Source organism: Microbulbifer sp. VAAF005, assembly GCF_030012985.1.
Taxonomy (GTDB): domain Bacteria; phylum Pseudomonadota; class Gammaproteobacteria; order Pseudomonadales; family Cellvibrionaceae; genus Microbulbifer.
In genome coordinates this window covers 5,253,961-5,280,711 of the sequence record NZ_CP120233.1, presented here as the reverse complement: position 1 = coordinate 5,280,711, position 26,751 = coordinate 5,253,961, and the positions used below count along the sequence as shown (strand labels likewise).

Annotated in this window: 21 protein-coding genes and 2 pseudogenes; 9 read left to right on the top strand and 14 right to left on the bottom strand. The window is 51.9% G+C overall.

Going from position 1 to position 26,751, the window contains the following annotated elements; translation table 11 throughout:
- Positions 1-2 precede the first annotated feature (2 nt).
- Together P0078_RS23770 and P0078_RS23765 are read right to left on the bottom strand one after the other, a co-directional pair.
- Positions 3-1,343, bottom strand: a complete 1,341-nt coding sequence (locus P0078_RS23770) for a Na(+)-translocating NADH-quinone reductase subunit A (protein ID WP_282932329.1) — start codon at positions 1,341-1,343, stop codon at positions 3-5.
- Positions 1,344-1,717: 374 nt separating this feature from the next.
- Complete coding sequence (locus P0078_RS23765) at positions 1,718-3,178, bottom strand: glyceraldehyde-3-phosphate dehydrogenase (RefSeq protein WP_502867303.1); 1,461 nt, start codon at positions 3,176-3,178, stop codon at positions 1,718-1,720.
- Between the two features lie 304 nt (positions 3,179-3,482).
- Here P0078_RS23765 and mfd point away from each other — a divergent pair.
- The 3 genes and pseudogenes from mfd (at position 3,483) to P0078_RS23750 (ending at position 8,325) form a co-directional block, all read left to right on the top strand.
- Positions 3,483-6,961, top strand: a pseudogene (mfd, locus tag P0078_RS23760) (transcription-repair coupling factor).
- A gap of 123 nt (positions 6,962-7,084) precedes the next feature.
- Positions 7,085-8,080: a CsiV family protein gene (locus P0078_RS23755; protein WP_282932327.1), complete on the top strand. Its 996-nt coding sequence runs from the start codon at positions 7,085-7,087 to the stop codon at positions 8,078-8,080.
- Positions 8,081-8,106: 26 nt separating this feature from the next.
- The gene (locus P0078_RS23750; protein WP_282932326.1) at positions 8,107-8,325 is read left to right on the top strand and encodes a hypothetical protein; all 219 of its coding nucleotides are present in this window, start codon (positions 8,107-8,109) and stop codon (positions 8,323-8,325) included.
- Positions 8,326-8,594: 269 nt separating this feature from the next.
- Here P0078_RS23750 and P0078_RS23745 read toward each other — a convergent pair whose 3' ends face one another.
- The 5 genes from P0078_RS23745 to P0078_RS23725 all read right to left on the bottom strand — a co-directional run bounded on the left by P0078_RS23745 (position 8,595) and on the right by P0078_RS23725 (position 12,899).
- Positions 8,595-8,810, bottom strand: a complete 216-nt coding sequence (locus P0078_RS23745) for a cold-shock protein (RefSeq protein ID WP_020413094.1) — start codon at positions 8,808-8,810, stop codon at positions 8,595-8,597.
- Between the two features lie 299 nt (positions 8,811-9,109).
- Entirely contained in the window at positions 9,110-10,216 is a 1,107-nt protein-coding gene (locus tag P0078_RS23740) for a mechanosensitive ion channel family protein (RefSeq protein ID WP_282932325.1), read from the bottom strand.
- Between the two features lie 81 nt (positions 10,217-10,297).
- Positions 10,298-11,314 (bottom strand): beta-N-acetylhexosaminidase, encoded by a 1,017-nt coding sequence (gene nagZ / locus P0078_RS23735; RefSeq protein WP_282932324.1) that lies wholly within the window; start codon positions 11,312-11,314, stop codon positions 10,298-10,300.
- A gap of 33 nt (positions 11,315-11,347) precedes the next feature.
- A complete protein-coding gene (locus P0078_RS23730) occupies positions 11,348-11,977 on the bottom strand; it encodes a TetR/AcrR family transcriptional regulator (RefSeq protein ID WP_282932323.1) in 630 nt (209 codons plus the stop codon).
- 283 nt (positions 11,978-12,260) lie between these two features.
- Complete coding sequence (locus P0078_RS23725) at positions 12,261-12,899, bottom strand: LOG family protein (protein WP_282932322.1); 639 nt, start codon at positions 12,897-12,899, stop codon at positions 12,261-12,263.
- 160 nt (positions 12,900-13,059) lie between these two features.
- Between P0078_RS23725 and lexA the strand changes: the two genes are divergently transcribed.
- Complete coding sequence (gene lexA, locus P0078_RS23720) at positions 13,060-13,665, top strand: transcriptional repressor LexA (RefSeq protein ID WP_282932321.1); 606 nt, start codon at positions 13,060-13,062, stop codon at positions 13,663-13,665.
- Between the two features lie 63 nt (positions 13,666-13,728).
- Here the strand turns inward: lexA and P0078_RS23715 are convergent, their stop codons facing one another.
- From P0078_RS23715 to P0078_RS23700, 4 genes are all read right to left on the bottom strand, one after another.
- Positions 13,729-13,986, bottom strand: a complete 258-nt coding sequence (locus tag P0078_RS23715; RefSeq protein WP_282932320.1) for a hypothetical protein — start codon at positions 13,984-13,986, stop codon at positions 13,729-13,731.
- 354 nt (positions 13,987-14,340) lie between these two features.
- Complete coding sequence (locus tag P0078_RS23710; protein WP_282932319.1) at positions 14,341-14,832, bottom strand: DUF6586 family protein; 492 nt, start codon at positions 14,830-14,832, stop codon at positions 14,341-14,343.
- 3 nt (positions 14,833-14,835) lie between these two features.
- Positions 14,836-17,523: a type I DNA topoisomerase gene (gene topA, locus P0078_RS23705; RefSeq protein ID WP_282932318.1), complete on the bottom strand. Its 2,688-nt coding sequence runs from the start codon at positions 17,521-17,523 to the stop codon at positions 14,836-14,838.
- Between the two features lie 207 nt (positions 17,524-17,730).
- Positions 17,731-18,261: a hypothetical protein gene (locus P0078_RS23700; protein WP_282932317.1), complete on the bottom strand. Its 531-nt coding sequence runs from the start codon at positions 18,259-18,261 to the stop codon at positions 17,731-17,733.
- Positions 18,262-18,406: 145 nt separating this feature from the next.
- Between P0078_RS23700 and P0078_RS23695 the strand changes: the two genes are divergently transcribed.
- Complete coding sequence (locus tag P0078_RS23695; protein ID WP_282932316.1) at positions 18,407-18,850, top strand: universal stress protein; 444 nt, start codon at positions 18,407-18,409, stop codon at positions 18,848-18,850.
- 66 nt (positions 18,851-18,916) lie between these two features.
- Here the strand turns inward: P0078_RS23695 and P0078_RS23690 are convergent.
- A pseudogene (locus tag P0078_RS23690) lies at positions 18,917-20,765 on the bottom strand (ATP-binding cassette domain-containing protein); the annotation flags it as partial.
- Between the two features lie 156 nt (positions 20,766-20,921).
- On the opposite strand from P0078_RS23690, the gene P0078_RS23685 reads away from it, so the two are divergent.
- Together P0078_RS23685 and P0078_RS23680 are read left to right on the top strand one after the other, a co-directional pair.
- Positions 20,922-21,422 (top strand): hypothetical protein, encoded by a 501-nt coding sequence (locus P0078_RS23685; protein WP_282932315.1) that lies wholly within the window; start codon positions 20,922-20,924, stop codon positions 21,420-21,422.
- On the top strand, positions 21,419-22,927 hold the full coding sequence (locus P0078_RS23680; RefSeq protein WP_282932314.1) for a transglycosylase SLT domain-containing protein: 1,509 nt from the start codon (positions 21,419-21,421) through the stop codon (positions 22,925-22,927). The genes P0078_RS23685 and P0078_RS23680 overlap by 4 nt, the downstream gene beginning before the upstream one ends.
- 1 nt (position 22,928) lies before the next feature.
- On the opposite strand, the gene P0078_RS23675 is transcribed toward P0078_RS23680, so the two are convergent.
- Entirely contained in the window at positions 22,929-23,183 is a 255-nt protein-coding gene (locus P0078_RS23675) for a glutaredoxin family protein (RefSeq protein WP_282932313.1), read from the bottom strand.
- Positions 23,180-24,040 carry an FHA domain-containing protein gene (locus P0078_RS23670; protein ID WP_282932312.1) on the bottom strand — a complete coding sequence of 287 codons (861 nt, stop codon included), beginning with the start codon at positions 24,038-24,040 and terminating at the stop codon, positions 23,180-23,182. Before P0078_RS23670 ends, P0078_RS23675 begins: the two co-directional genes overlap by 4 nt.
- A gap of 321 nt (positions 24,041-24,361) precedes the next feature.
- Between P0078_RS23670 and P0078_RS23665 the strand changes: the two genes are divergently transcribed.
- Both P0078_RS23665 and P0078_RS23660 read left to right on the top strand, forming a co-directional pair.
- Positions 24,362-25,282 carry a PP2C family protein-serine/threonine phosphatase gene (locus P0078_RS23665; protein WP_282932311.1) on the top strand — a complete coding sequence of 307 codons (921 nt, stop codon included), beginning with the start codon at positions 24,362-24,364 and terminating at the stop codon, positions 25,280-25,282.
- A 17-nt stretch (positions 25,283-25,299) separates the two neighbouring features.
- Positions 25,300-26,670 carry a serine/threonine-protein kinase gene (locus P0078_RS23660; protein WP_282932310.1) on the top strand — a complete coding sequence of 457 codons (1,371 nt, stop codon included), beginning with the start codon at positions 25,300-25,302 and terminating at the stop codon, positions 26,668-26,670.
- The last annotated feature ends 81 nt before the right edge of the window (positions 26,671-26,751 follow it).

Sequence of the window (26,751 nt, the reverse complement as noted above, 5' to 3'; positions counted from 1 at the left end):
ACTTACCCCTCCTTCTCAATACGGGTCAGGTTGTCCCGCAAAATGGGGCCGTACTCGTACTTGCCCGGACACACAAAGGTGCACAACGCCAGATCTTCTTCGTCCAGCTCCAGTGCGCCCAGCTTCTGAGCCATTGCAGTATCGCCAACGATCAGGGAGCGCAGCAACTGAGTGGGTAGTACATCCAGCGGCATGACTTTCTCATAACTACCGACGGGTACCATGGCACGCTCAGAACCGTTGGTGCTGGTGGTGAAGTTGAACAGCTTGTTCTTCACCAGGCGCGACAGATAAATCGGGAATACAGAGAAACGCTTATTACCCGCACGCAGATAGTGCAGGAACGGACGCTCATCGCCCTCTTCCAGTACAGAAATCTGGTTGTGGTAGCGACCCAGGTAAGCCATCGGGCCAGCAGCGGTGCGGCCACCAAATACAGAGCCGGAGATGATGCGATCGTTATCGCCTTTCAGCTCATCAGAAGTCAGGGTTTCCAGACTGGCACCGAGGCGGGTGCGCAGCAGACGCGGCTGCTTGACCTGAGGGCCGGCCAGGGAAACGACACGATCGGTAAACAGCTTACCGGTGGTAAACAGTTTGCCTACAGCGATCACATCCTGGTAATTAATGGTAAATACACTGCGGTTGCCAGAAACTGGCTTCAGGTAGTGGATGTGGGTACCGGACAGACCTGCCGGATGGGGGCCGGCAAAGGTTTCGCGGCGAATATTCGCTGCGTTCGGTACTGGAATATCCGTATCTGGAGCAGTACAGACGTAAGTGGTTTCTGCCAGTTTGGAAAGAATCTCAACGCCCTGAGAGAAGGCTTTGGGATTCTCAGCAATCACTACTTCTGGATTGGCTGCCAGAGGGTTGGTGTCCATCGCATTGATAAACACAGCTACCGGCTCAGCGTCCAGGGCGGGAACGCGGCTGAACGGGCGGGTGCGCAGTGCGGTCCACATGCCGGACTCAACCAGGTTTTCAACGACCTGTTCGCGAGTCAGACCAGACAGTTTATCTGCGCTGTAGCTTTGGAACTGTTCCGCTGCATCGCCGTCTATGCCAATCACGACGGATTGCAGAACACGACGAGCGCCACGGTTAATCGCAACAACACGACCGGCAGCAGGCGCTGTGTAGCGCACGCCTTCAGTTTTTTTGTCGCTAAACAACAGCTGACCAAGATTGACGCGATCCCCTACAGCCACTGCCATTGTCGGCTTCATCCCGTGATAATCGGGGCCGAGAACAGCAACGGTCTTGATCGCAGGTCCTTTTTGAATGACCTGCTCGGGCGCGCCGGATATGGGTAAGTCCAATCCCCGACGGATCTTTCTCATACGCCTATGCCTAAGTTTCTAGTTTAAAAAAATTGCAATAGGACCCACCGTCCCATGCCTGGGATGACGGGTCCTATTGTGGAATTCCGTGCTGCGAGGGCTTATGCCGTATCACCCGTGAACCGGGAGGAAGGAAGCTAACTAAAAAGGATGTGCGCGCTAACTTCTCGGCGCACGGCCGCCCCGCAAAATCGCGCGCATTATAAAGATGGGCCAGAGTCATTACCAGTCTGGAAAGTCTTTAAGTGGCACTAAGATTGGAAATTTCTGTTGAAAAAACAGGGATTTGGGGAGATATGGTGCGGCGACTGGAACAGTCGCCGAAACCCCGCAGTCGGATCTGGGTACCGACTGCGGAGAGGTGGCGTGACGCCTTAGTCCTCTTGCGGGAACAACTTGTAGCGAACACCAGCCATATCTTCCAGGCAGCGAACTACCTGACAGCTATAACCGAACTCGTTGTCGTACCAGCAGTAGAGCACAGCGTTCTTGCCATCCACGATAGTCGCAGTGGAATCGAATACGCAGGCAACGCGGGAGCCAACAAAATCGCTGGACACCACTTCCGGGGAGTTGGTGAAATCGATCTGCTGACGCAGCGGCGAGTGCAGTGCCACATCGCGCATATATTCGTTCAGCTCTTCCTTGGTGGTCTCTTTACCCAGGTTCAGGTTAAGGATCGCCATGGAAACATTAGGAGTCGGAACGCGAATTGCGTTGCCGGTGAGCTTACCTTTCAGCTCGGGCAGCGCTTTGGCAACCGCCTTGGCAGCACCAGTTTCAGTCAGAACCATATTCAGCGCTGCTGCGCGACCGCGACGCTCACCTTTGTGGTAGTTATCGATCAGGTTCTGGTCGTTGGTGTAGGCGTGTACGGTTTCTACGTGGCCGTGCTCAACGCCGTAGCCATCCATCATCGCCTTCAGGACAGGTACGATGGCGTTAGTGGTACAGGAAGCAGCGGACAGTACCTTGTCTTCCGGCTTGATGTCGCTGCTGTTGATACCGTAAACGATATTCTTGATATCGCCCTTGCCCGGTGCAGTCAGCAGCACCTTGGAAGCGCCTGGGCTCTGCAGGTGCTGGCTCAGACCTTCTTCATCGCGCCATACACCGGTGCTGTCAACGATAATCGCATCGTTGATACCGTGCTGGGTGTAATCCACTTCCTGGGGGGAGTTGGCGTAGATGATCTTGATTTCATTACCGTTACAGATCAGGGAGTTGGTCTCCTCGTCCACACGGATAGTGCCCTGGAAGGCGCCATGTACGGAGTCGCGACGCAGCAGAGAAGCGCGCTTCACCAGATCGTTAGGGGCCTTGCCCTTGCGCAGTACGATAGCGCGCAGACGCAGAACATCACCACTACCAGCCTTGTCGATCAGCAGGCGGGCAACCAAACGGCCGATACGACCAAAACCGTAGATCACAACATCTTTGGATTCGGGCAGAGGCTTGCCGGCACCCGCTGCGTCGGACAGCTCTTCACGTACAAACTCGTCCACAGACAAGCCGCGATCGTCGCGCATGTACTTGTTGGTCATGGTTCCCAGGTCGATATGTACGGGACCCAGCTCCATCTTGCAGATGGCTTCCAATACAGGGAAGGTTTCAAACTCGGAGAGTTCATTTTCCTCAACCTGACGCACGAAACGGTGCGCTTTCATAATGCTCAGCACTGAGCGATTAACCAGGTTGCGGCCGTACATATAAATACCGACGTTGCTCTCACGGTTGAGCTTTCCAATCATCGGGATCATGGATTCAGCCAGTGCTTCACGCTGTTTCCAGTCCTTGAAAAAGTCCGCGGGCTTCGGTCGCTTCTGAGTCACTATCGGACACCTCTGCAATGTATTTAGTAGGCAAGAAATACGGCCTTGAAACCACTCAGGACCGCATGGCTGCGCATTATAGTGTTCGCTTTACACTGCGCAACTGAGCAAAAAAGAGCCAAAAAAATGTAGTAAAACTACCTTTTTGTAGTCCACCCGAGCGACATTGCGCAATCCATAAAAAAGCGTAGTTGTTCCCGACTGGAAACACAGGCAGGGTTAACATTCCCTGCAAGCAAAACTGTTCGCGGCTACAATAGCCGACCTCGAAGACATCTCGAATGAATGCGCGGATATATAAGGAAAGATGACAGAAATACAGCCCCTGACCCCACCGAAGTTTCGCTCCTCCAGTGACCGACAATTTTGGGGACAACTGCATGGCGCAGCTGCCGCGCTCGCCATCCTCAACGCGGCACGCAATAACAAAGCGCCCACCCTGTTAATCACAAAGGACAGTCTCGAAGCGCACCGTTTAGAGGTGCAATTGAAATTTTTTAACAAAGCGCGGCGAGATAAGGGGGAAAACGGAGAACTGGAAATTTTCCATTTTCCCGACTGGGAAATTCTCCCCTACGACACATTCTCTCCCCACCAGGACATCATCTCGGATCGCCTCGCCACCCTCTACCAGCTGCCGAAAATGGGGGCCGGGATCGTCATAATCCCAGTTAGCACCCTGATGCACCGGCTACCACCCTGCAATTATATTGCCGGCAATGCGCTGATATTGGAGGAGGGGCAGCAGTTTGATATCGATATCCAGCGGAGACTGCTGGAGCAGGCCGGCTACCACTGCGTAGACACCGTCTACGAACACGGTGAATTCGCTGTGCGCGGCTCACTGATGGATATTTTTCCAATGGGCAGCCCCCTGCCCTACCGCATCGATCTGTTCGACGATGAAATTGAATCCCTGCGCACCTTTGACCCGGAAACCCAACGCACCATCGACAAGGTGAAAACCATTCACCTTTTACCTGCGCGGGAATTCCCTTTGCACAAGGCTGCCCTATCAGGATTCCTGCAAAATTGGCACGGTGAATTCGATAGCGACCCCAGCCAAGTGCCAATTTACCAGGATATCAGTGCAGGAATTGCCCCGGCGGGCATTGAGTACTACCTGCCCCTGTTCTTCGATGGGAACTGCTCAAGCCTGTTCGACTATCTGCCCGAGGGCAGCCAGGCATTTTTACAGGGAGATATCCAACAGCCGCTGGACAATTTCTGGCGCGAAGTCAGCAATCGCTATGAAAGTCGTCGTGGCGACCTGACCCGTCCCATATTGCCACCGCGCCAGATTTTACTGGAAATTGATGAGCTTAACGGTGCCCTGAAGTCCATGCCCCGGGCAATCTTCTCTGCGGAGAGTCTTCCGGAAGCCCAGGGCAACTGTAGTTTTGACACTTCCGTCCCCCCTCACTGCCAGTAGATGGCAAGTCCGAACAACCCCTGGCTGCACTGGAAAGCTACCTGATGGAATACTCCGGTCGGGTGCTATTTTGTGCTGAAAGTAGCGGGCGTCGCGAAGCGCTGCTGGAGCTATTAAAGGGCATACGGCTCAGCCCTCCCAGCTTCCAAAGTTGGCAGGACTTCCTCGCCGCAAAGGACACTATCGGCATTACCGTAGCCCCCATCGATCAAGGGCTGCTGCTTAAGGACCCGCAAATCAACTTGATCGCGGAACCGCAGTTATTTGGTGAGCGGGTACTGCAGCAACGCCGCCGTAAAAAAGCCAAAGATGAAGCGGACAACGCGGTTAAAAACCTGGCTGAACTGCGCATGGGCACTCCCGTCGTTCACATTGATCACGGCGTAGGTCGTTATCGCGGCCTACAGCACCTGGAGATCGACGGGCAACCGGCAGAATTCCTGACCCTTGAATATGCCGACGATGCCAAGCTCTACGTACCGGTAGCCAGCCTGCACTTGATCAGCCGCTACTCCGGTGCCGATGAAGCCCTGGCCCCACTGCACAGAATGGGCAGTGAACAGTGGCAAAAAGCCAAACGCAAAGCCGCCGAGAAAGTCCGCGATGCAGCTGCAGAGCTGCTGGATATCTACGCCCGCCGCGAAGCCCGTATTGGCCATGCCTTCGATAACCCTCAATTGGCCTACCGAGAATTTTCCGCAGGTTTCCCCTTCGAGGAAACTCCAGATCAACAACAAGCCATCGAGGCAGTTCTGGGGGATATGCTCTCAGATAAGCCGATGGACCGACTGGTTTGCGGCGACGTGGGATTCGGTAAGACAGAAGTGGCCATGCGGGCTGCATTTGTCTCCGCCCACGCAGGTATGCAAGTGGCCATGCTGGTTCCCACCACCCTGTTGGCCCAGCAACACTATCAATCCTTCCAGGATCGCTTTGCCGATTGGCCGATCAATATCGAGGTGATCTCCCGCTTCCGCTCCGGCAAGGAAGTGGACAGCGTGAAAGAGAAGGTTGCCAGTGGCAAGGTGGATATCCTGGTTGGCACCCACAAGCTGCTGCAAAGCGATCTGGACTTTAAAAATCTCGGCCTGCTGATTATCGACGAAGAGCACCGTTTTGGCGTCCGGCAGAAGGAGCGTCTGAAGAGCCTGCGCTCTGAGGTGGATATCCTCAACCTTACCGCTACCCCTATTCCCCGCACCCTGAATATGGCCATGGCCGGTATTCGCGATCTATCGGTGATCGCCACCCCACCAGCACGGCGCCTCTCTGTGAAAACCTTCGTGCGCGAGCGCGATGATGCCTTGGTAAAAGAGGCTATCCTGCGGGAGATATTGCGCGGCGGTCAGGTGTATTTCCTGCACAACGAAGTCAAAAGCATTGAGCGAATCGCGCGGGAGCTACAGGAGATGATTCCCGAGGCCCGTATCGGCATAGGCCACGGCCAGATGCGCGAACGGGAGCTGGAACAGGTAATGAGTGACTTCTATCACAAGCGCTTTAATGTCCTGGTCTGTACCACCATTATCGAAACCGGTATCGACGTCCCCACAGCCAACACGATACTGATCGAGCGCGCAGACAAGTTCGGCCTGGCCCAGCTTCACCAGTTGCGCGGTCGCGTGGGACGCTCGCACCACCAGGCCTACGCCTACCTACTGACGCCCAACAAACGCTCCATGACCAATGACGCCGTGAAGCGCCTGGAAGCGATTAGCGAGGCCCAGGATTTAGGTGCAGGCTTTACCCTGGCTACCCACGACCTGGAAATTCGCGGTGCAGGCGAACTGCTAGGTGAGGAACAAAGCGGGCAGATTCAGAGTGTTGGCTTCAACTTGTATATGGAGATGCTCGACAAAGCCGTGAAGGCCATTCGCGAGGGCCGCACACCGAATATTGACGAACCCCTCGAATCCCCTGCGGTGGACGTCAATCTGCGGGTTGCTGCACTGATTCCCGAGGACTACCTGCCCGATGTCCACGGCCGTCTGATCATGTACAAACGCATTGCCAATGCCACCGACGGGCAGCAACTGAAAGAACTTCAGGTAGAGATGATCGACCGTTTCGGGCTACTGCCGGAATCGGTAAAACACTTGTTCCGCACCACGGAGATCAAGTTAAAGGCCGAGAATATGGGCATCCGCAAACTTGAGGCCTCTGCAGCAAGAGGGCGTATCGAATTTGCGGAGAATACCCGTGTAGATCCGCTCACTTTGGTTAAGATGGTGCAAACCCAGCCGGGACGCTACCAGCTGGCCGGCGCAAACCAACTGAATTTCAGTCTCGATGAGGAGGGTACTGATCGCAAGCTCCAGGAAATTAACGAAGTTCTGGAAAAGCTTGCACAGTGATACCATCCGGCAGGCAGCGGCGGGAGCTGGCGGCAAAACTAATTAGTCTCCTACTCCCGCTTAAACGGCCTGTCGGCAATGACACCCTCGGCACCCAAATAGAATTGTTTAAGTGGTAAACCCATGAAAAGGATAATTAGCCTCTGCTCAACCCTGGCACTCACGCTGGCAGCAACCAGTGCCCAGGCCGTCAACTACGCTGGCAATACTTTCGAAATAGAAATGATCGTATTCGAGCGCCCCCAGGGGATGGAAAGAACCGCAGAGACCTGGCCGACGGCACCCCGTCTTCAGTATCCATCAAAGTGGATCGACTTTGACACCCTGCGCACCCCAACTCAGCCAACAGAGGATGAGGTGTTATCGCTTGAAGACATCATCTCGAGCCCAGAAACGAGCGGCCCAGCCGATATTGAATCATCGGAGCTTGAGGGCGACGCATCTACTAGTTCGCAGAACTCTGAGCAAGCACAAAGAAACTTGCTGCTAAGACCTGTACCCAGGCTGCTGGACAACAAAGCCGCCGCAATTTCCAGGGCTGGTGACAGGGTCCTGTTTCACAAGGCCTGGCGCCAGGTTTTAAAAACCAAGAGAAACTCCCCGGCCATTCTGATTGATGGCGGCAGCCAGCTCAGCGGCCACAGCCAGCTTGAGGGATCTATCACCCTGAGTGTCGCTCGCTATTTACATATCAGTACTAATTTGTGGCTCAGCGATTTTTATACGCAACCCGGGGAACACAGTATTCTTCTTCCTCAGCGCCCACAAAATAAAATCGAAAAGCCACTACAAATCCTAACCGGTAATTACAGTGACATTGAAAATTCATATTCACAAAATAACGGGTTTGATATCGAAAATAGTCAGGGCGCAATTAACACAACTGAGCCACTCACATTGGGCGAGCCAGAATTTATAAAAGAAGAGCCATTATATGTAGCCCAGGCTGCGAGACTGCAACACGAGAGACGTTTGCGTAGTGGCCAACTTCATTATATCGACCACCCTGCATTTGGCATTCTTATTGAAGTGCGCACTGTAGCCAAACCCAAAAAAGATTCGCAAAATATAGATATACTTAATTCCGACCAAGAAAAAGATAACCGCACAGAAAGTTAATTTATTTAAATAATCGACTTTCGCCAATGGCCCCTGCAAATCTTGCCGGGGCTATTATTTTAAATATACCTTTAAAACTCTTCACCTCAAACGAATTAATTTCACCATCACTACAAGTACACCCCACCCAACCGATATTTAATCAATTTATCTTTAATCAAAATACAGCCAGCAAACAAGCAAATACCGCCACCCCACAACAACATAAAATTGCAATCAGTGGGGCAATATTCCTGGAGCATTAAAGCAATAATTAGCACAGCGGTATTGAGCACAATAAACTCACTCATATACACACAATTACATTGGGGACTTTAGGCGGGGCGGGATATGACCAAATCTACAAAGAGGGACACAAATGCAACTTAAAGAAGAAGAGCCTATATCCACTGCAAAGTAGCAAACAAAAAAGCGGATCATAAAGATCCGCTTTTCAGAGGCGCTGACAGGGCCGGCGTCAATTGAGCCGCAGGACCCTACACGACAACAGTTCTTTCAACGAGTGATCTATAAATCACTCACAGGGAACAACATCTTCCGCCAGCAGTCCTTTGTCACCTTGTTGCATTTCGAACTCTACCGCCTGCCCCTCATTAAGGGTTTTGTAGCCCTCGCCGCGAATGCTGCGATAGTGAACGAAAATATCTTCAGTTCCTTCTCCACAGGTGATGAAGCCATAACCCCGTGCGTTATTAAACCACTTCACTGTACCTGTAACGCGATCACTCATTGAGAAAACCTCATTATTGTTATTGCGCCTACCTCTTTTACCTCACTGCTCAATTCGGCAAGAGGGGCAAACGCCACCCCATTGTTAACAAACTGCTCCATGCAGAATGCTATCTTGCTTAATCCGATGAGCATATACCCAAAGGACGTACCCTGATTCTTAGATAAAACAGCGCCAGTGTCTAGTTTTCTATGTGAAATAAATACTACGTTTTTCCCAATATGCGTAATTAACCGTCAAAATCTTCAATAGTGCTCAATTAGAAACTAATCATTTGTACCTTATTGCACTCCCATTCCTCAACTGTCTAACGCGGCCTCTCGCGTTAATGAAGGTATATCGGCAATATGTAATGTTGAGGTTGGGAATGCACAGGATGCCCCATATCCCTCAATTATTTTAAGAATCGTTAATAGAACATCCTGTTTTACTTCATGATAACGAACCCAATCGGTAGTGCGGGTAAACGTATATATAAAGAAATCCAAAGAGGAGGAAGCAAAACTATTAAAATTAACAATAAGCGTACGATTAGAATCAATTTCCGGATGTTCCTGTAACATATTTTTAACATCCGCCACGATTGCCGCCATATGATGTGCATCTTCATAACGAATACCAATCGTTTCAAAAATCCTACGATTTAACATACGGGAAGGATTTTCTACCGCAATCTGGGTGAAGATGCCATTGGGAACATAGACGGGTCGCATATCAAAAGTGCGGATTCTGGTCAGGCGCCAACCGATATCTTCCACGGTCCCCTCAATCTCCTTATCGGGGGAGCGAATCCAGTCGCCCACCGCAAAGGGCCGATCCAGATAGATCATCAGGCCACCGAAAAAGTTTGCCAGCAGGTCCTTGGCCGCAAAACCGACAGCAAGCCCGCCAATACCACCAAATGCCAAAACACCACTGACGCTATAGCCCAGGAACTGCATGACCACAATTCCCGCCGTGATCACGATTGAGGCCCTGACCAGTTTGCCGATCGCACGTACCGTAGTGGCATCCATCGGCTTGCCCATATAGCGCGGATCGCACAGATTGTGTTCCACGCTGTGTGAGAATCGCCAGGCAAACCAAGCCATCACCAGGATCAAGCCTATTTCCCGCGTCGGTGCAGCCAGGGAGAATATCTCGGCACCAGTGGCGTCCCCCGCTCGCTGGGCAGCGACACTCAAGCCCAGCAGCCATACCAGTACCTGCCCGGGAGGGGAGAGTGCCCCAACCAAAGCATCATCCCAGGGATTAACCGTCTTTTCCGCCTTAATGGCCATGCGCTGCACAAACCGGCCAAATAACCAGGCCAACACCCCAGACGCAAGTACTATGAGGAAAACAGAAACTATCCAGACCCGGTTCTCACCAAGCCAGGACAACAGCACGCTCTCAACGGACTCCACTCGAACCCCTCCGCTTTAACCAACAATCAGTAATATCCGTATAGCGCCTTCTCAATAGACGACGGATTTAAACAACTTATCTCAGCGCATTATGGAAGCTAACCACTCCCTGGTTCTGTGCCAACGCGCACTCTTCTCAAGCTCCACCCAGGAGCCGATCACCGGCCTGCCACCCATGGCCGACAACCGATGAGTGGACTCCGGTTTGGGCACAAAGGTATCCAGTGCCGCCAGCGCCTCAAAAGCGCCGACACGATTGTTGCATACGACACCCATATCACAACCGGCTTCCAGGGCTGCGCGAATCCTATCGCCATAGCCTCCGGCCGCACCCGCCCCTTCCATAGACAGATCATCACTAAAAATCACTCCATTGAATCCCAGCTGTCGCCGCAATACATCCTGTAGCCAATAGCGGGAGAATCCCACCGGCTGGCTATCAATGTTGATGAAGCGGATATGGGCCGGCATCACCGCAGTAAGTTCCTGGGTTCCAATACAATCGATAAACGGAAGTGCATCGGTTGCCAAGACCTGATCCAACGAGCGCTTATCCTCTGGCAACTCCACATGACTGTCTTCCAGCACGTGGCCATGCCCCGGAAAATGCTTACCTGTCGTGGCCATTCCCGCTTCGCGCATCCCTTGGATAAAGGGGCGAGCCAGTGCGGTCAACTGGGCGGGGTCGGGACAAAAACTCCGATCGCCGATCACCCTGCTGTGGCTGTCATCCGCATCCAATACCGGCGCGAAGCTAAAATCCACTCCTACAGCAAGCAACTCTGCGGCCAGCAGCCACCCCACATCCTGCAATTGCTCGTTACTGGCGACAGCACTGAGGGCCTGCATTGAAGGTATTCGCGTAAAGTCATCGCGAAACCGCTGAACCCTACCACCCTCCTGATCTACCGCTAGCAGGATCTCTGGTCGCACCGCACGGATGGAGTTAACCAATTCGATAAGCTGCTGGCGATCCCGATAGTTTCTCGCAAAAAAGATCAGCCCGCCCACCATCGGATGCCGAAGCAACTCACAGTCTTCCTCGGTGAGTTCAAGCCCCTCGATATCCACCATGACCGGTCCGGGTGGTAAAGACATATTAAGTTCCTTATCGATTAAAGAGTGCGCCCACTAATTATCTACCTTCAACATGGCCGAAGCAGCGGGTACCAATCGCTCAAGAGTCTGGGTCAGGGTACTGTCAGAACCGAAATCCTCTCGCAGGATAGCCTCAATCGCATCGTGGCTCGACAGTGTAAAAATGGTCGCTCCCAGCATAAAGTAGAGGCGCCAATAGAAAGTTTCTGGGTCCAAGCCTGGTAACGCTTCAGCCAGCAATCCGGCAAAACGACGGTAAGTATCCCCGTATCGAGATACGATAAATCGACGCAAATGCCCCTGGAACTGGGTATAGGCCAACCCTAAGAGGCGCATAAATCGCTGTGGATCCTTTCCCTCCAGCCCAAGGCTTCCCAACCCAACTCGATACAGGCATTCGATCAGCTCCTCCACCCCCAGGGGCTGCCCCAGGGCAATACGGCGATCAAGCTCTTCTTCCAGAGCGTTAGTGAAAGGCGTTAAAAAGCGTTCAAATACCGCCTGTATCAATTCTTTCTTGGAGCCGAAATGGTAGTTAACTGCCGCCAGATTAACCCCGGCCGTGCTCGTAATTGTTCTCAATGAGGTTTCAGGAAAACCCCGTTCAGCAAACAGCACTTCCGCTGCATCGAGTATCCGGCTGACCGTATCTATCTGGCTCATAAGTATCAAACCACCATTTAAAACATACGTTTAATCGACGCCAGAGTAGCACATTCTCACTGATCTAGAGCCCGCCAGCTAAGCTCTCCACTCAGCAAGGTACAAGAGTAAAAATAACAGGGAAATGTATGTCAGGCGGTAAGATCAATACTGCTGGAGTTGATCTCCCGCCAACTTGTGCAAGTACGCCACCCCACCAGCCGGCATAGCCTTTTAGACCGGGGGCAGCTTTAACAAAAATAACTTTGAAAATTTTTTCGGTATTTTAAGATCATCCGAATAATTATTCTTTCACCTGCATATATTTCATAATCAGGGCCGCAGCCTCCTCCACACTATCAACGATATGAAAAAGGTCTAGATCACTGGCATCGATACAATCGCGCTCTAACACTGTATCTACCAACCAATCGTACAGCCCGCTCCAGTAACGCTTACCTACCAACACAATTGGGAAACGCCGCACTTTCTGCGTTTGCACCAAGGTAAGAGCTTCAAACAGCTCATCCAACGTGCCGTAGCCACCGGGAAGTCCAACGAATCCAAGTGCGTGTTTTACAAACATAAATTTCCGTACAAAAAAGTATCGGAAGTTCAAACTGATGTCCTGATATGGATTTGCCGCCTGCTCAAAAGGCAGCTCTATGTTTAACCCAATTGATGCGCCGGGCTGCCCGAAAGCCCCTCGGTTACAAGCCTCCATCAGCCCCGGCCCACCACCGGTAATCACGGGGATCCCTTCAGCCGCGAGCAACTCTCCCAACTTTACCCCCTGCTGATATTCAGGACTGTCCTCTGTAAATCTCGCCCCTCCAAACACTGTCACTGCACCACCTAACGCTATCAGCCGCTCTATCCCATCTACCAATTCAGACTGAATACGAAGCACTCTCCAGGCTTCCGGCATTTTTGCATCCAACATTATTTTTCCCTCTTTGTCAGTTCCTTCAACGCTTTCTTCTCTCCTTGCTTTCTCCATCAATGTAGCAGCTCACAAAGACTAAAACCTGAGGATTGCGCGAACAATAAATCTGTATATAATTCCAGCAACTGTATATAAATACAGAAAACTAGGTAAATCTATGACCAATCTCACCGCTCGTCAGTCCCAGGTTCTCGACCTGATCAAGTCCTACCTGGATGAAACAGGCTACCCGCCAACGCGGGCAGAAATTGCCCAGGAGCTCGGCTTCCGCTCGCCCAATGCCGCCGAGGAACACCTGAAAGCACTCGCCAGAAAAGGCGCCATTGAGATGGTTGCCGGCGCTTCCCGAGGCATTCGAATTCCGGATCACCAATCCGGCTTGCCGATTGTGGGTAGAGTAGCTGCGGGGAATCCCATACTCGCCAGCGAACATATTGAGGATTACTGCGACTTGCCCGCGAGCTTCTTCCATCCCCCCGCAGATTATTTGTTGAGGGTGCATGGTATGAGTATGCGAGATGCGGGCATTCTCGATGGAGACTTGCTGGCAGTGCAAAAGACCGAGCAAGTGCGCAATGGCCAAATCGTCGTTGCCCGTATCGATGACGAAGTCACAGTGAAACGCTTTCGCCGCAAGGGAAATCAGGCAACCGTTCAGTTGCTACCTGAAAATAATGACTTTGAGTTAATTCAAGTCGATATGAGAGATAAGAACTTTGTGATTGAGGGATTAGCCGTAGGGGTTATTCGCCAAACGCCTTAAGCCCCTAAAAACGACAACAGCGGCCATTGGCCGCTGTTGATAAGACTCGAACTAACGCTGATGTTAGTGAATAGTATGATTTACCGGCATTAAATCGTCTTCTTCCTCGAAGTAACCAGCCTCAAGATCGTCTAGATTTTGTACGGCTTCAATGCCCGCTTCCAACATAGCCCTTGCCACAGCAACCTTGTTCTTGCGCAGAAACTGAAGGCTTTCTGCAGAAAAAGAAATGCTTACCAAAGGGTCCTCTTTATGGCCAGCACGACGCAAAGCTACATCGCCATTAGCCAGCTCGATTATTTCAAAAGTTTCGGAGGACATTCGCTTTTCCTTCACGGCACAACAGTTTGCGCCCAGTGTACCACAGGCTTGCGATAAGTTTCATTCATCCAATTTGAGGGCTTCTGGCTCCTGACTTTCGAGGCAGTCTATTACCAGTACGCTATATCAAAGAATTACCTAAACCACTCAAGAGATCACAAGAGAAGAGTGAATTGCTTTGCACGTTGCACCAGCTGCGGGTTATGTCGAGTGGGCCACAACTATTCTATTGTGACTCACTCAAAGGACAGCGGACTTTCCCGCAGAGGTGCGCCTAATATCAACAACCTTCAAAATTCGCAGGAACATTACGAACCTATTCAGAAGTTCACCGAGGTCGAGTAAGCGTATTAGTTAACACTCATCCAAGTGAGCGCGCTGCCTTACCACCAATTCATTCAGCGAGCGATGCCACTGAAGCAACAACTCTTTGGACAAAGGTGCAAACTCAGGCTTGGCAACTTCGTTGTGTAGCGGGATTAAATTAACCTGTTGCTGTTTTTCATCAGCACCCACAGATATTTTCTGCTGCTCTTCCCAGGCGTAAAGCATATGGGATAACCAACTCTGCGGGTCGCCGACCAGGCCGGACAGCTCATTGGCCTCTGCACTAGCCCTACCCTGAACGCCCAGCGCATCAATGATCAACTGCGGAGACTCCGGTTCAAACCCCAGCTGAAGCTGGGCTGCCTGCTCTGCAAGAAAAGCCCGATAGGCCTTGCACAACTGCATCAACGCTGCCTCTTCCAGCGCATCGCGCTGGAGAGGCAAGTCCCACGGCTGTTGCAGCAACAGCTGGCTCTTGCGTAGAGCCGAAGTGACATGAATCGTGTAAGAGTTACTCATTACCTACTTCTTTGCCGCTGTCTTTTTAGCTGCGGGTTTCTTGCGCTTGGCAGCAGTGCTCTTGGTGGAGGCCTCTACTTTCCAACCACCATCGCGATAAAAAGCACGCCAACCGGTCGCCTTGCCCTCTTCCTCAGATTGAACATATTGCTCCTGGGTTTTGCGGCTAAATCGAACTACGGTATCCCGCCCACTGTCATCTTGAGTCGGTGCAGAGAATAGGAAGCTGTATTTTGGATCGATCTCACTCTGGTGAGGCAGCAGCTCTTTAACCAGGGGCGCACGGGTCTCACGGTTTTTCGGGAACTGGCTGGCAGCCAAGAATAGACCCGAGGCACCATCGCGCAGGATATAGTGATCCTCAACTTTGATACAGGCCAATTCCGGCATGGGAACCGGATCCATTTTCGGTGGCGCCGGCTGCCCATTTTTCAGCAGCTTGCGGGTGTTTTTACAGTCTTCATTGGTACAGCCGAAGTACTTGCCAAAGCGACCAGACTTCAACTGCATATCACTGCCACACTTATCGCACTCAATAATGGGGCCGTCATAGCCTTTAATTTTAAAAGTGCCCTGCTCAATCTCGTAGCCATTGCAATCCGGGTTATTGCCACAGATATGCAATTTACGCTGCTCATCTAGCAGGTAGCTATCCATAGCCGTGCCGCACTTGCCGCAGCGGCGCTTCTCCCGCAGCAACCTGGATTCAGCTTCCTCGTCCTTATCCGCATCGACCGCCTCATCACCAGAAACCAGGTTCATGGTATTGGTACAACGCTCTTTTGGCGGCAGTGCGTATCCAGAGCACCCCAGGAATACACCGGTGGAGCCAGTGCGGATCTGCATATGACGGCCACATTTGGTGCACTCGATATCAGTATCTGTCGGCGTATTGCGACGCATACCTGCATCGGCAGACTGGGCTTTTTCCAGGCGCCCGGAAAAGTCCTGATAAAACTCATCGAGCAGTTGCTTCCAACCCTTATCGCCGTCGGCAACCGCATCCAGGGATTCCTCCAGGTTTGCGGTAAATCCGTAGTCCATCAGGTTCTTGAAACTTTCGCTGAGACGGTCGGTAACAATATCCCCCATTTTCTCAGCGTAAAAACGACGGTTTTCCAGGCGGACATAACCGCGATCCTGGATCGTGGAAATAATGGAAGCATAGGTGGAGGGACGGCCGATACCGCGCTTCTCCAGCTCCTTAACCAGGGCCGCTTCACTAAACCGCGCAGGCGGCTTGGTAAAGTGCTGCTTGGGATCCAGCTGTTGCAGGGATAGCTTTTCGCCTACCTTCACATCTGGAAGCACCAGATCTTCATCTTTTTTGCCGCTCGGTGGCGCAACTTTCAGGAAACCATCGAAACGAATTACTCGACCCCGCGCACGCAACTCAAAGTCACCTGCGCTGACCACGATTGAAGAGGAGGTAAATTGGGCAGGCGTCATCTGGCAGGCCACGAACTGCTGCCAAATCAGGTTGTATAACCTCTCCGCATCCCGCTCAACACCGGACAACATATTTGGGGCGATACGAACATCGGACGGGCGAATCGCTTCGTGCGCCTCTTGAGCGCCCTCTTTACTGCTGTAGCTATTGGGGCTTTCTGGAAGATACTTATCGCCGTAATTCTCGGCAATATAATCCCGTGCAGATTCCACAGCCTCTTTACTGAGGTTGGTGGAATCTGTACGCATATAGGTGATATGACCGGCTTCATACAAGCGCTGGGCCAGGGTCATGGTCTTCTTCACACTGAAGCCGAGGCGGTTACTGGCCGCCTGCTGCAAGGTAGAAGTAATAAATGGTGCACTGGGCTTGGAGCTGGTTGGCTTATCGTCACGGGCGGAAACAACAAACTCACTGGACTGAAGCTGCTTGGCAGCACTCATTGCCAGCTCTTCGTTGGTAGGACGGAAAGCCTCACCAGCCTGCTTTTTCACCTCGAGGCGCAGCTTGGAAGCCTTTGCCGTCGCCGTATCGGCAAACAGGGTCCAGTACTCTTCCGGGATAAACGCGCGAATCTCCCGCTCCCGCTCAACTACGAGGCGGACCGCAACAGATTGCACACGTCCCGCAGACAAGCCCCTGGCCACTTTTTCCCACAGTAGAGGGGATACCATATAGCCAACGATTCGATCGAGGAAACGGCGCGCTTGCTGGGCGTTTACCCGATTAATATTCAGGCGGCCGGGATCTTTAAAGGCCTCCTGAATCGCAGACTTGGTAATTTCATTAAACACTACCCGGCGGTAGCGATCGTTATCGCCACCAATTGCTTCACGCAAATGCCAGGCAATTGCCTCTCCCTCGCGATCCAAGTCCGTTGCGAGGTAGATATGATCGGCGCCTTCGGCGAGTTTTTGTAACTCACTCACCACTTTCTCTTTACCCGGCAATATCTCGTAGTGGGCTTGCCACTCGTGATCCGGGTCGATCCCCATACGCTTAATCAGCTGATCGCGGTTTTTCTTCCGCTTGTAAGCCTCTTTCGCCTCGGGGGAAAGCTTGCGTGTTTCCGCTGCACGACGGGCGCGCTCCTTTGCGTCAACCGGCTGTTTATTGCCCCCACCTGTGGGCAAATCGCGAATATGGCCGACACTGGACTTCACAACAAAGTCCTTGCCGAGATATTTATTGATGGTTTTCGCTTTGGCCGGTGATTCGACGATGACCAGTGATTTACCCATAAGCCTTTGATTTCAAATGAAAATTTACTGCTATTGCAAGTCTTACAAGCCCTCCTATTGGGCTTGTGCTGCGCGAATATATAAGCCTCACTTCAAGCGCGGTCAAGCAAAGCTGACAATTTTCCACTCACAGTCACCAAATTTGGCACTGGGCAGTCCGCCTAAATGCGACTCAGTAGACGCTCTTTTACACCGCTAATACGGCAATCAAGACAGCCCCTCAGTCGCCGCGCGTGAACTCACTTTTCGAATAGCTTCTTCTATTAAGGGGGTGTACTCATCGAGCGACGCCATCAGTTTCTGGAAGGCTTGATTGCCTCCTGACTCCGGCCACTGAATACCGAGACCCACTGGTGTTGCAGTAATCGCACAGGCGTCCCGAGGGATTTTTTCCAGTAGCTCGCGCAAATATTTCCATGCCCCTTGCGGAGCTGGCTGGCCATCAGCCCAATCCCAAACACCGGAAAAATTCAGTTCGTGCTCAATCCGTTGCTTATCCAAAACCCACCCCACACTCAGGCCTTTGCGGTTCTGCCAGCGGTGATAATAGACAGCCGCAGTCCCATCACCCAAAGCCGCAGGCAACGCTTGGATTTGTACGGTAATGCCAGCCTGGGCCGCCCGGCTACGCAAATCTGCAAGACGGCTGTCACGGGCATTGGGCTTGAGCCACATCACCGGCCCCAGCACCAAAGCGATGGCAAATCCGACGATAATCACCGGCAACCAATCAGACATAACCACTCCTCATCAGTGGAAAAAAGTGACTATTGTGCGGTGTTCCGCGTGATCTATGTCAATCGGTTTTTTTTGCGGTAGACTCAAAATAGGTGTCACAAGGGTGTTTTTCACAGTCAATAAAAGGGATAGGAGCAGGTAAATTATGGCGAAATACCGACACATCCTCGTGGGCTTGGACCTGTCAAAAGAGTCTTCCCAGGTGCTTGATAGGGCCGCTGATATGGCTGAGGCATTTGGTGCCGAATTAAGCCTATTACACGCCATTGAGCCCTTAACTTTTGCCTATGGCGGCGACATCCCAATGGACCTCTCCGAGGTACAGGACCAACTACAGTCCCAGGCCAAGGAGCAATTGCAAAAAGCCGCCGATCGGCTGGATATCCCCGCAGATCGCCAGCACGTAATACTCGGCCAGCCATCTACTGAGATTCATCGCTTAGCCAAAGATATCGAAGCCGACTTAATCATTATTGGCAGCCACGGTCGTCACGGCTTAGCGCTATTACTCGGCTCCACCGCTAACGGAGTTCTCCATGGCGCCAAATGCGACGTTCTGGCGATTCGGGTACATATGGAAGACGAATAATCCTTCAAAATTGGGGAGGGGAAGCAGCAAGAATTGCAGCTTCCCCTTCAACTTAGTCGTCTCCCCCTCCAGCTCTGACCAGCGTTCAAATGCCTCTTCGAGCTGGGCCTGCCTTTCCGTCAGGGTGTTCAGCTTAGCCTGCACCAACGCCTGCTCCTGCTGATAAAAACTGGGGTCGGCAACCTCTTGCTCAATAGCCCCTATCTCTTCTTCCAAAGACTCAATCAAGGCGGGCAGGCTATCCAGCTCCCTTTGAAGCTTATAGCTCAGTTTCTTTTTCTTCGCTGGAGCCGCCTCCTGGGACTGGGGCTTTTCCTTTGGTTTGCTAGCAGCTGGCTTAACTTCTTTCAGCTCGGCGACAAAGCTGCCACCTTGGCGCACAAAATCCCCATAACCACCCACGTATTCACGGATGCGGCCATCCCCCTCAAATGCGAGGCATGAGCCCACCACATTATCCAGGAAAGCACGGTCATGGCTCACGAGTAGAACCGTTCCGCCAAAGTCCAGGAGTAACTGTTCAAGCAGCTCCAGGGTTTCTACATCCAGGTCATTGGTGGGCTCGTCGAGCACCAAAATATTGGCGGGCTGGCTAAACAATTTTGCCAGCAAAGCGCGATTTCGCTCTCCACCACTCAAAGCGCTGACTTTAGTACGGGCTTTAACACCACTAAAAAGAAAATCGGCCAAATAAGACATTACGTGGCGGCTTTTACCACCAATAGTCACTGAGTCGCGCCCTTCTGCGACATTATCGAGCACAGTCAAATCGGGATTCAGCTGATCCCGGCGCTGATCGAAATAGGCCACTTGCTGCTTGGTACCCAGGCGCACACTCCCCCTGGGACTTTAGCTCTCCCAGCAGCAATTTGATCAGGGTACTTTTGCCGACACCATTGGGGCCTATTAGGCCAACGCGGTCTCCACGCATCAGCGTGAATGATAAATCCCTAATCAACGGTTGCTCATCGGGGTAAGCAAAAGTGACGCACTTCAACTCAGCGACCAATTTGCCGGACATCTCACCGCTATCCAGGGCCATCTTGGCTATACCCTGCAGGGACCGGCGCGCTTCCCTTTGGCGACGCAGTGCTTGAAGCGCTCTTACCCGCCCCTCATTACGGGTTCGGCGCGCTTTAATTCCCTGCCGAATCCAGGTTTCTTCCTGCGCCAATTTTTTGTCAAACAAGGCCTCGTTTTTTGCCTCCTCTTCGAGAAGCTTCTCTTTTTCTTCCTGGTAACGATCAAACTTGCAGCGAAAAGTCCGCAAGTGTCCACGATCCAAATCCCATACGCTGGTGGCCAAACGTTGTGCCAATGCACGATCATGGCTCACAAACAAAAGAGCGCCACGATAGCTGGCAAGGAAATTCTCAAGCCATTCGACTGCAGCAATATCCAGGTGGTTGGTTGGCTCATCCAGTATCAGCAGATCAGGCTCCACCACCAAAGCGCGAGCCAGAGCAGCACGGCGCTGCCAGCCACCGGAAAGGTCGGCAACCTTTTCGTCTGCATCGAGCCCCAAACGATCTAATACACTGTCCACTTTCGGCAGCAGCTCCCAACCGTGAGCCGCTTCGATTTTGGCTTGTAGCTCTGCTGTGGGGGAGTCCCTGTACGCCGACAAAACAGCGCCTATTTCGCCCAATCCCATAGCCACGTACCCGTAGACAGAATCGGGGCAATCGGCAGGCAACTCCTGCTCCAACACCGCTTGAACCATACCGCTGGCACGAACAATCTCGCCGCTATCCGCGTCAACTTGCCCCGCGATCAAGCGCAACAGGCTGGATTTCCCCTCCCCATTACGCCCCACAAGGCATATACGATCTCCACGCTCAACTTTTGCGCTGACATTGTCTGCCAGTACCTGGGTCCCGTAACGAAGACTGACCCCATCCAATAGAAGCAACATAAATAGGCACTACAATTATCAAACCCGAACCTCAATCCCGCTGATGAAAGAAGCGAAGTCGGCTCTTTCGGGTTCTGTGAAAAATCAGCTATTTTACGCGTTTTTACCGTATAGTCAGTCATAGCTGGAAACACACGTCCAACTGAGGTAATTGAGATGTCAGCTGACGCAAAAGGAATCGCGCTTCTTTCTGCCCTAATCATCACCTGTCTCTGCACAGCCGTGCCCACTAATGCACAATCTGTTCAGGCAACCGCTATCGCACCGGAAGTATCCGAAGATAATCGTGCGGCGCAGAGAGAAAAGCTGCGCCAGGCCCGGCAGGCGATAAAATACAGGGATCGACGGCAACTTCGAGCACTTAAAGCTGAGCTCAAAGATTATCCCCTCGCTGCTTATATTGACTATTGGGCGCTCAGTGAAAAACTGCACCAGCTGCCCTTAAAAGAAGTTGATCAATTCCTGGAGAGCAACAGAGGCACGGCTATTGGCGACTGGATGATGGTCAGGTTGTTGCGCCAACTCGGTAGTCAAAAAAGTTCTCGACTTACCTGCGCTATTACCAACCTTCGCAACACAGTCGCACCTCCCTCCGCTGCTATTACGCCGATGCCCTATCGCGCCGAGACGGCTATCAGGCAGAAACACAGCAGTTGATATCAGAACTCTGGCTTGTTGGGCGGTCCCAAGTCGAGGAGTGCGACCCCGTTTTTGCCCGCTGGATGAAAAACGGCGGCTTGACGCAGGAACTCGCTTGGAAGCGGCACCTGCTGGCAGTCGAAGAAGGCAATCTCGATTTGGCACGTTATATCGCCAGAAAAATGACGCCAGCCCAAGCAGAGAAAGCCAAACTTTTACGCTCGGTCCATCGCAACCCACAGATGCTTCTCACTGACACCAAGTTCGCCTACAACCCACTGGAATATCGCGATATCGTGTTGCACGGATTGCACCAATTGGCGAAAAAAGACGCGATCAAAGCTGAAACTGCCTGGCACCGCTATCAGGCCAGCTACTTGTTTTCCGATGCCCAACAAGAAGCCATGTTCAAGCACTTGGCACGTCAATTTGCTCGCCAGGATAATATGCAGCGCTTGCAACAGCTGGTTGAACATCACACAGTGACAGATGGCCGCACCATCGAGTGGCTAGCCAGACAATCCCTACGTGAATTAAATTGGCAACAGGTCGCGTTCTGGATTGACCGCCTACCTGAGGAGAAACAACAACTCGACCGGTGGATATATTGGAAAGCCCGCTCACTGGAAGAACTTTATGGCACAGGAAGCTCTGAAGCCTCCTCCCACCTTTACCGCAAAGCCGCCCGCAATCGCAGTTACTACGGTTTCCTTGCCGCTGATACCTTGGGGCAACAGTACAGCTTTGAGCACCGGCCTGCACCAATCACCCCCATTCAAGTGCAGGAGATGGCAAAGCGCCCCGAACTGCAGAGAGCCCGAGAATTACAAGCGATAGGCGAACTCTTCCATGCCCGAAGGGAATGGAGCTATGCCACAAGAGCTATGGACCACCAGGAATTACTTGCGGCTGGCAAAGTAGCTAGCGCCTGGGGTTGGTACCATAAATCAATCCAGTCAGTGCTTGCGGCTGACTACCTCGACGACTTGGAACTGCGATTCCCTCTCGCCTTTTCCGATATTGTTCACGATGTGAGCAAACAGGTTGGTGCCCAGAGCTCGGCTCTAGAACCATATCTGATTTACGCTGTGGCACGACAAGAGAGCCACTTTAGCCACGATGCAAAATCCAGCTCCGGGGCCCTGGGACTTATGCAATTGCTCCCATCCACGGCAAAAGCTACTGCGCGCAGAGCGGGGGTGCGCTATCGACGCAGCTGGGACCTATTGAGCCCCAACACCAATATTGCACTGGGCAGCTTTTACTTAAGTAGCTTACTTAACCGCTTTGACAATAACCGCTTTCTGGCAGCGGCCGCCTATAATGCCGGGCCAACCCGCGTAGCGGGATGGCTAAAAGAGACCCGAAAACAGCTGCCCTATGATGTGTGGATTGAAACTATTCCATTCAGGGAAACACGGAATTATGTGCAAAATGTGCTCGCCTATTCAGTGATTTACGCTTACCGCAGCGGCACCAAACTGCAACTATTAAGGGAGAGTGAAGCTGCGAGCCGGCTGTAATTTAAAGCCGCTCCTTCAGCCATTCTTGCAATTGCACCTGGTCAAACGGCCAACCGCAAACATCGTCGGGGTCTCCAAGGCCAACCACCGGAATGCAGATAGAAAAGCGCTCCATTAACGCTTCATCCTCGGCGATATCCACCTCGCGAAGACGCAAGTTGAATTTTTCCAGGGCAGGCCAAATTTCAATTTTGGCTTTTTCGCACAAGCCGCAACCCAAAGTGGTGTAGAGTAAAAGCTCTTTTATATCACTCATCCAAAAACCCCCAAGCTGCTGCCCCAGAAATATCCCGCAACACTCAACGCAAGCCCCACTATTAAAAGCCACGTTTTACTTTTAGCCTTTGGCTTATCGACTTCCCCAGGCACCTCCTCAGGCAGACTGGGTTGCACTGCATAGGGGATTGTATCGGCGTCTCCAGAGACAGAGGAAGAGCTGGGCAATTCGAACTCCGGCAAAGCCGGGCGCACAGCTGTACGATTATTGTCATCAGCAGGACCGACCACCGAGAAACTCAAAGAGTCGAATCTCAGTTCATCTCCTCTGCGCACTCGACTTTCACTCACCTTCCTATTGTTGACAAATGTTCCATTTGCTGAACCTAAATCAATAACAAACAGTAAGCCCTCCCTTACCTCGAGACGGGCGTGCCTGCGCGAAAGGTGAGAAAGCGAAAAGGTAATATCACACTCATCGGAGCGCCCTATTACTGCGCTCTCCTTCACAGGAAATACTTTTCCCGCGATTGCCCGGTGATTGGCACGCAGCGCCCAAGCAACACCTTTATTCGTAACCGACTTGGAAGTATCAGACTTAAGCTTAGTCACCTTGGGGTCGACAACCTGAAGTAAACGGCTACCCACTTTGACCTGATCATTTATTTTTAATCGACAAGGAGTACCAGTTGGCTGGCCGTTAAGTAGTATTCGGGCAGCGCCCGATAAATTGTGAAGGGTCAGAACATCCCCATCCACTGTAATTTTCAAGTGCGACTTCGCTACTGAATCATCCGCTATACACAAGTCACTACTCTGTGCCCGCCCCACAGTTACTCCCGGTGATACCAGCCAAACACTTTGGCTGAGATCATTGATATCGCAAAGTTTGAGCATTGAAATCGCTCCTAAAGCCACAATGGCCGCGTAAAAATTGGCCGATTATTGAAGACAGTGAGCTTAACTAATGTTAAAAAGCAGCCTAAACACTCACTTTTATTGGTAAAGTTGAGTTTATCATGGGCAATATCATTAGCGTGTGATTCGGTTTGCAGCTTAAAATGGCCCAAAGGTCTAGTATTTAACAGATTCAGCGATGACCTATTAAGCATTTGACAAATAGAACATGTCAAAAGCACAACAGGGAAGAGGCGCGTGATTACCGGAGGGTTATCACCGTTAGAAAGATCAAAATAAATTACAGGTAGTTGCACGCCAGTGAGTGAAGCCAAAGTACGCGAAGTATCACGGCACAGCGGGTCAGTTCAACATAGCAAAAATGCTACACGCAGTGCTGGCGCCACCCATACCGGCTATAAGCGTGAACAGAACGAAGACGCCTATTGGGCCGCAGAAGACAAAGGCATCTGGGTTGTAGCCGATGGCCTGGGCGGTCACCACGCAGGTGAACTCGCCAGCAAGACCGTTGTTGAGGAAATCCAAAAGTCAGCCGAAACTGACAGGCACTACGAGCGTGCCCTGCAAAAAGCACACGCTCTTTTGCTGGGCGACGAGCAAACCACAGCCAATATGGGTTCCACAGCGGTCGTTGTTGCCGAAGAAGGAGACTACTTCCATATTTACTGGGTAGGTGACAGCCGTGCTTATTTATGGGTCCCAGGGGAGTCAAACGGAAAGCTCACCCAACTTACCAGTGACCACTCCTACGTGCAGATGCTTATGGACTCAGGAGCCATCAACTCTGAAGAAGCCGCTATACATCCAAACCGACATGTAATCACCCGATGCATAGGCGGCAGTACCAATCCCAAGCTAGAAGTTGACAGGGTTTCCTATCGGTGGGCTGCGGGACAGAGGCTACTTATCTGTAGTGACGGACTTAGTTCTGAAGTACCAGCAGAATTAATCGCCCAAGTACTTGCAGAAAACAGTGATATCCATAGAGCTACTGAACTCCTGATCGCAGCAGCTCTTGATGCAGGCGGAAAGGACAACGTCACCGTTCAGGTTATTGATGCCCCATCCACAGCGCAGCCCTTTTCCACTATTTCCCCCACTTATCCAATCAATGAATCCAGCCAGACCAACCCGACATACAAAAAGTACAGCCCTCTTGTCCTCCTTTTAGCAGTCGCTTTAGTTGCCGCAACTGCCTATGGACTTTCATTTTTGCTTTGAGCTAGGGAAAGCATTTAATGGAAGTCGTCAATAGCGGTACTTCGTCACTGCAAATACCAGGCTATCGTATCCTGAAGAAAATCAATCAAGGCGGAATGTCCTCGGTTTACCTGGCTGTACAGCGTAGTGTTGGCCGACAGGTAGCCCTGAAAGTTATGTCGCCGGTATTAAATGCCGACCCAATCTTCAGTGAGCGATTTCAGCGAGAAGCGAACATTGTCGGGCAGTTGTCGCACCCCAATATTGTTGGCATCCATGATATTGGACGCTATCGCAGCCTCAACTATATCGCGATGGATTATATGCCCGGCGGCTCAGTTGCCGAGCAGCTGGGCAAAGGTGGACTTGAGCCATTGGAGGCGCTCAACGTAGTGCGCCAGATTGCCATGGCCCTGGATCACTCCCACAGCAAAGGTTATGTGCATCGAGACCTAAAACCAGAAAACATTTTGTTTCGTGAAGATGGGTCGGCCGTACTCAGTGACTTTGGTGTAGCTAGAGCTATCGCAAGAACTACTCGTATGACAAACAGCGGGATGGTTGTAGGGACCCCTCACTACATGAGCCCTGAGCAAGCGCGTGGAGCAGCAGTGGATGGTCGCGCAGACCTTTACAGTCTAGGAGTTGTTTTCTATGAAATGCTTACCGGAGCCGTGCCCTATCAAGCAGATGAAGCCGTCGCTATAGCGATTAAACATCTCACAGACCCGGTGCCAAGACTGCCAGCCCGACATGCACTCTATCAGCCTCTACTCGATCGTTTTCTGGCCAAAGATCCGGACAAGCGCTTTCAGCGCGGACTCGATATTGCCGATGCAGCAGACGATTTAGTCGCGGCACTCGCAGGCAAGCCTGCCAATCAAATCAGTCAGCTGAACAATTCAACCTTAAAAACTTCGAGCCTGGCAAAAGCGCTGATACTGACAATCTATGGCAGTGTGACAGATCGGCTCAATAAAATTACTACCAGCTGGCAGGGAACAGCAACACCAGAGCAACCAGCGCGCAAAGAACAAGACACCGTTGTGCGCCTACGGCAGTTCCTGGCCGAACCGACGAAGCACAGACGCCCCTGGCTAGTGAGTAGTCTGGTGGCCCTTTCCCTCACCACAACTTGGAGCTTGTACAGTATTATTGACCACAAGGCAGGCTGGCGACTTGGTGTACCGGTGCTGGATAGTGCTAGCGATTTTACTGCAGTCTCACTTCTGGGAAGCAAAGAAGAAGATAGCTCTGCAATTCCTGATACAGGTGTTGAACCTGCACTGATAACTTCAGAAGTAAATCACTCTGGCTCACAGGAACAAACCGCACAGGTAAGCCCCCTCTCGTACAGGCTGCCCAAGCCAGGGAAATTCCTTCTAATAACCAGGCACCTGCTCCAATAGAAAATGATGCCTCCATTGAAAAGCTCCCTTCCCAGCCTAATGAACCAGAAGTAAAGAGCGAGCCTCCGCTGTACAGTCTGA

Coding starts and splice junctions, on each gene's coding strand:
- P0078_RS23770 (WP_282932329.1), bottom strand. CDS start 1,343: ATGAGAAAGATCCGTCGGGGATTGGACTTACCCATATCCGGCGCGCCC.
- P0078_RS23755 (WP_282932327.1), top strand. CDS start 7,085: ATGAAAAGGATAATTAGCCTCTGCTCAACCCTGGCACTCACGCTGGCA.
- P0078_RS23750 (WP_282932326.1), top strand. CDS start 8,107: ATGGCCCCTGCAAATCTTGCCGGGGCTATTATTTTAAATATACCTTTA.
- P0078_RS23745 (WP_020413094.1), bottom strand. CDS start 8,810: ATGAGTGATCGCGTTACAGGTACAGTGAAGTGGTTTAATAACGCACGG.
- nagZ (WP_282932324.1), bottom strand. CDS start 11,314: ATGTCTTTACCACCCGGACCGGTCATGGTGGATATCGAGGGGCTTGAA.
- P0078_RS23730 (WP_282932323.1), bottom strand. CDS start 11,977: ATGAGCCAGATAGATACGGTCAGCCGGATACTCGATGCAGCGGAAGTG.
- P0078_RS23725 (WP_282932322.1), bottom strand. CDS start 12,899: ATGTTGGATGCAAAAATGCCGGAAGCCTGGAGAGTGCTTCGTATTCAG.
- lexA (WP_282932321.1), top strand. CDS start 13,060: ATGACCAATCTCACCGCTCGTCAGTCCCAGGTTCTCGACCTGATCAAG.
- P0078_RS23715 (WP_282932320.1), bottom strand. CDS start 13,986: ATGTCCTCCGAAACTTTTGAAATAATCGAGCTGGCTAATGGCGATGTA.
- P0078_RS23710 (WP_282932319.1), bottom strand. CDS start 14,832: ATGAGTAACTCTTACACGATTCATGTCACTTCGGCTCTACGCAAGAGC.
- topA (WP_282932318.1), bottom strand. CDS start 17,523: ATGGGTAAATCACTGGTCATCGTCGAATCACCGGCCAAAGCGAAAACC.
- P0078_RS23700 (WP_282932317.1), bottom strand. CDS start 18,261: ATGTCTGATTGGTTGCCGGTGATTATCGTCGGATTTGCCATCGCTTTG.
- P0078_RS23695 (WP_282932316.1), top strand. CDS start 18,407: ATGGCGAAATACCGACACATCCTCGTGGGCTTGGACCTGTCAAAAGAG.
- P0078_RS23685 (WP_282932315.1), top strand. CDS start 20,922: ATGTCAGCTGACGCAAAAGGAATCGCGCTTCTTTCTGCCCTAATCATC.
- P0078_RS23675 (WP_282932313.1), bottom strand. CDS start 23,183: ATGAGTGATATAAAAGAGCTTTTACTCTACACCACTTTGGGTTGCGGC.
- P0078_RS23670 (WP_282932312.1), bottom strand. CDS start 24,040: ATGCTCAAACTTTGCGATATCAATGATCTCAGCCAAAGTGTTTGGCTG.
- P0078_RS23660 (WP_282932310.1), top strand. CDS start 25,300: ATGGAAGTCGTCAATAGCGGTACTTCGTCACTGCAAATACCAGGCTAT.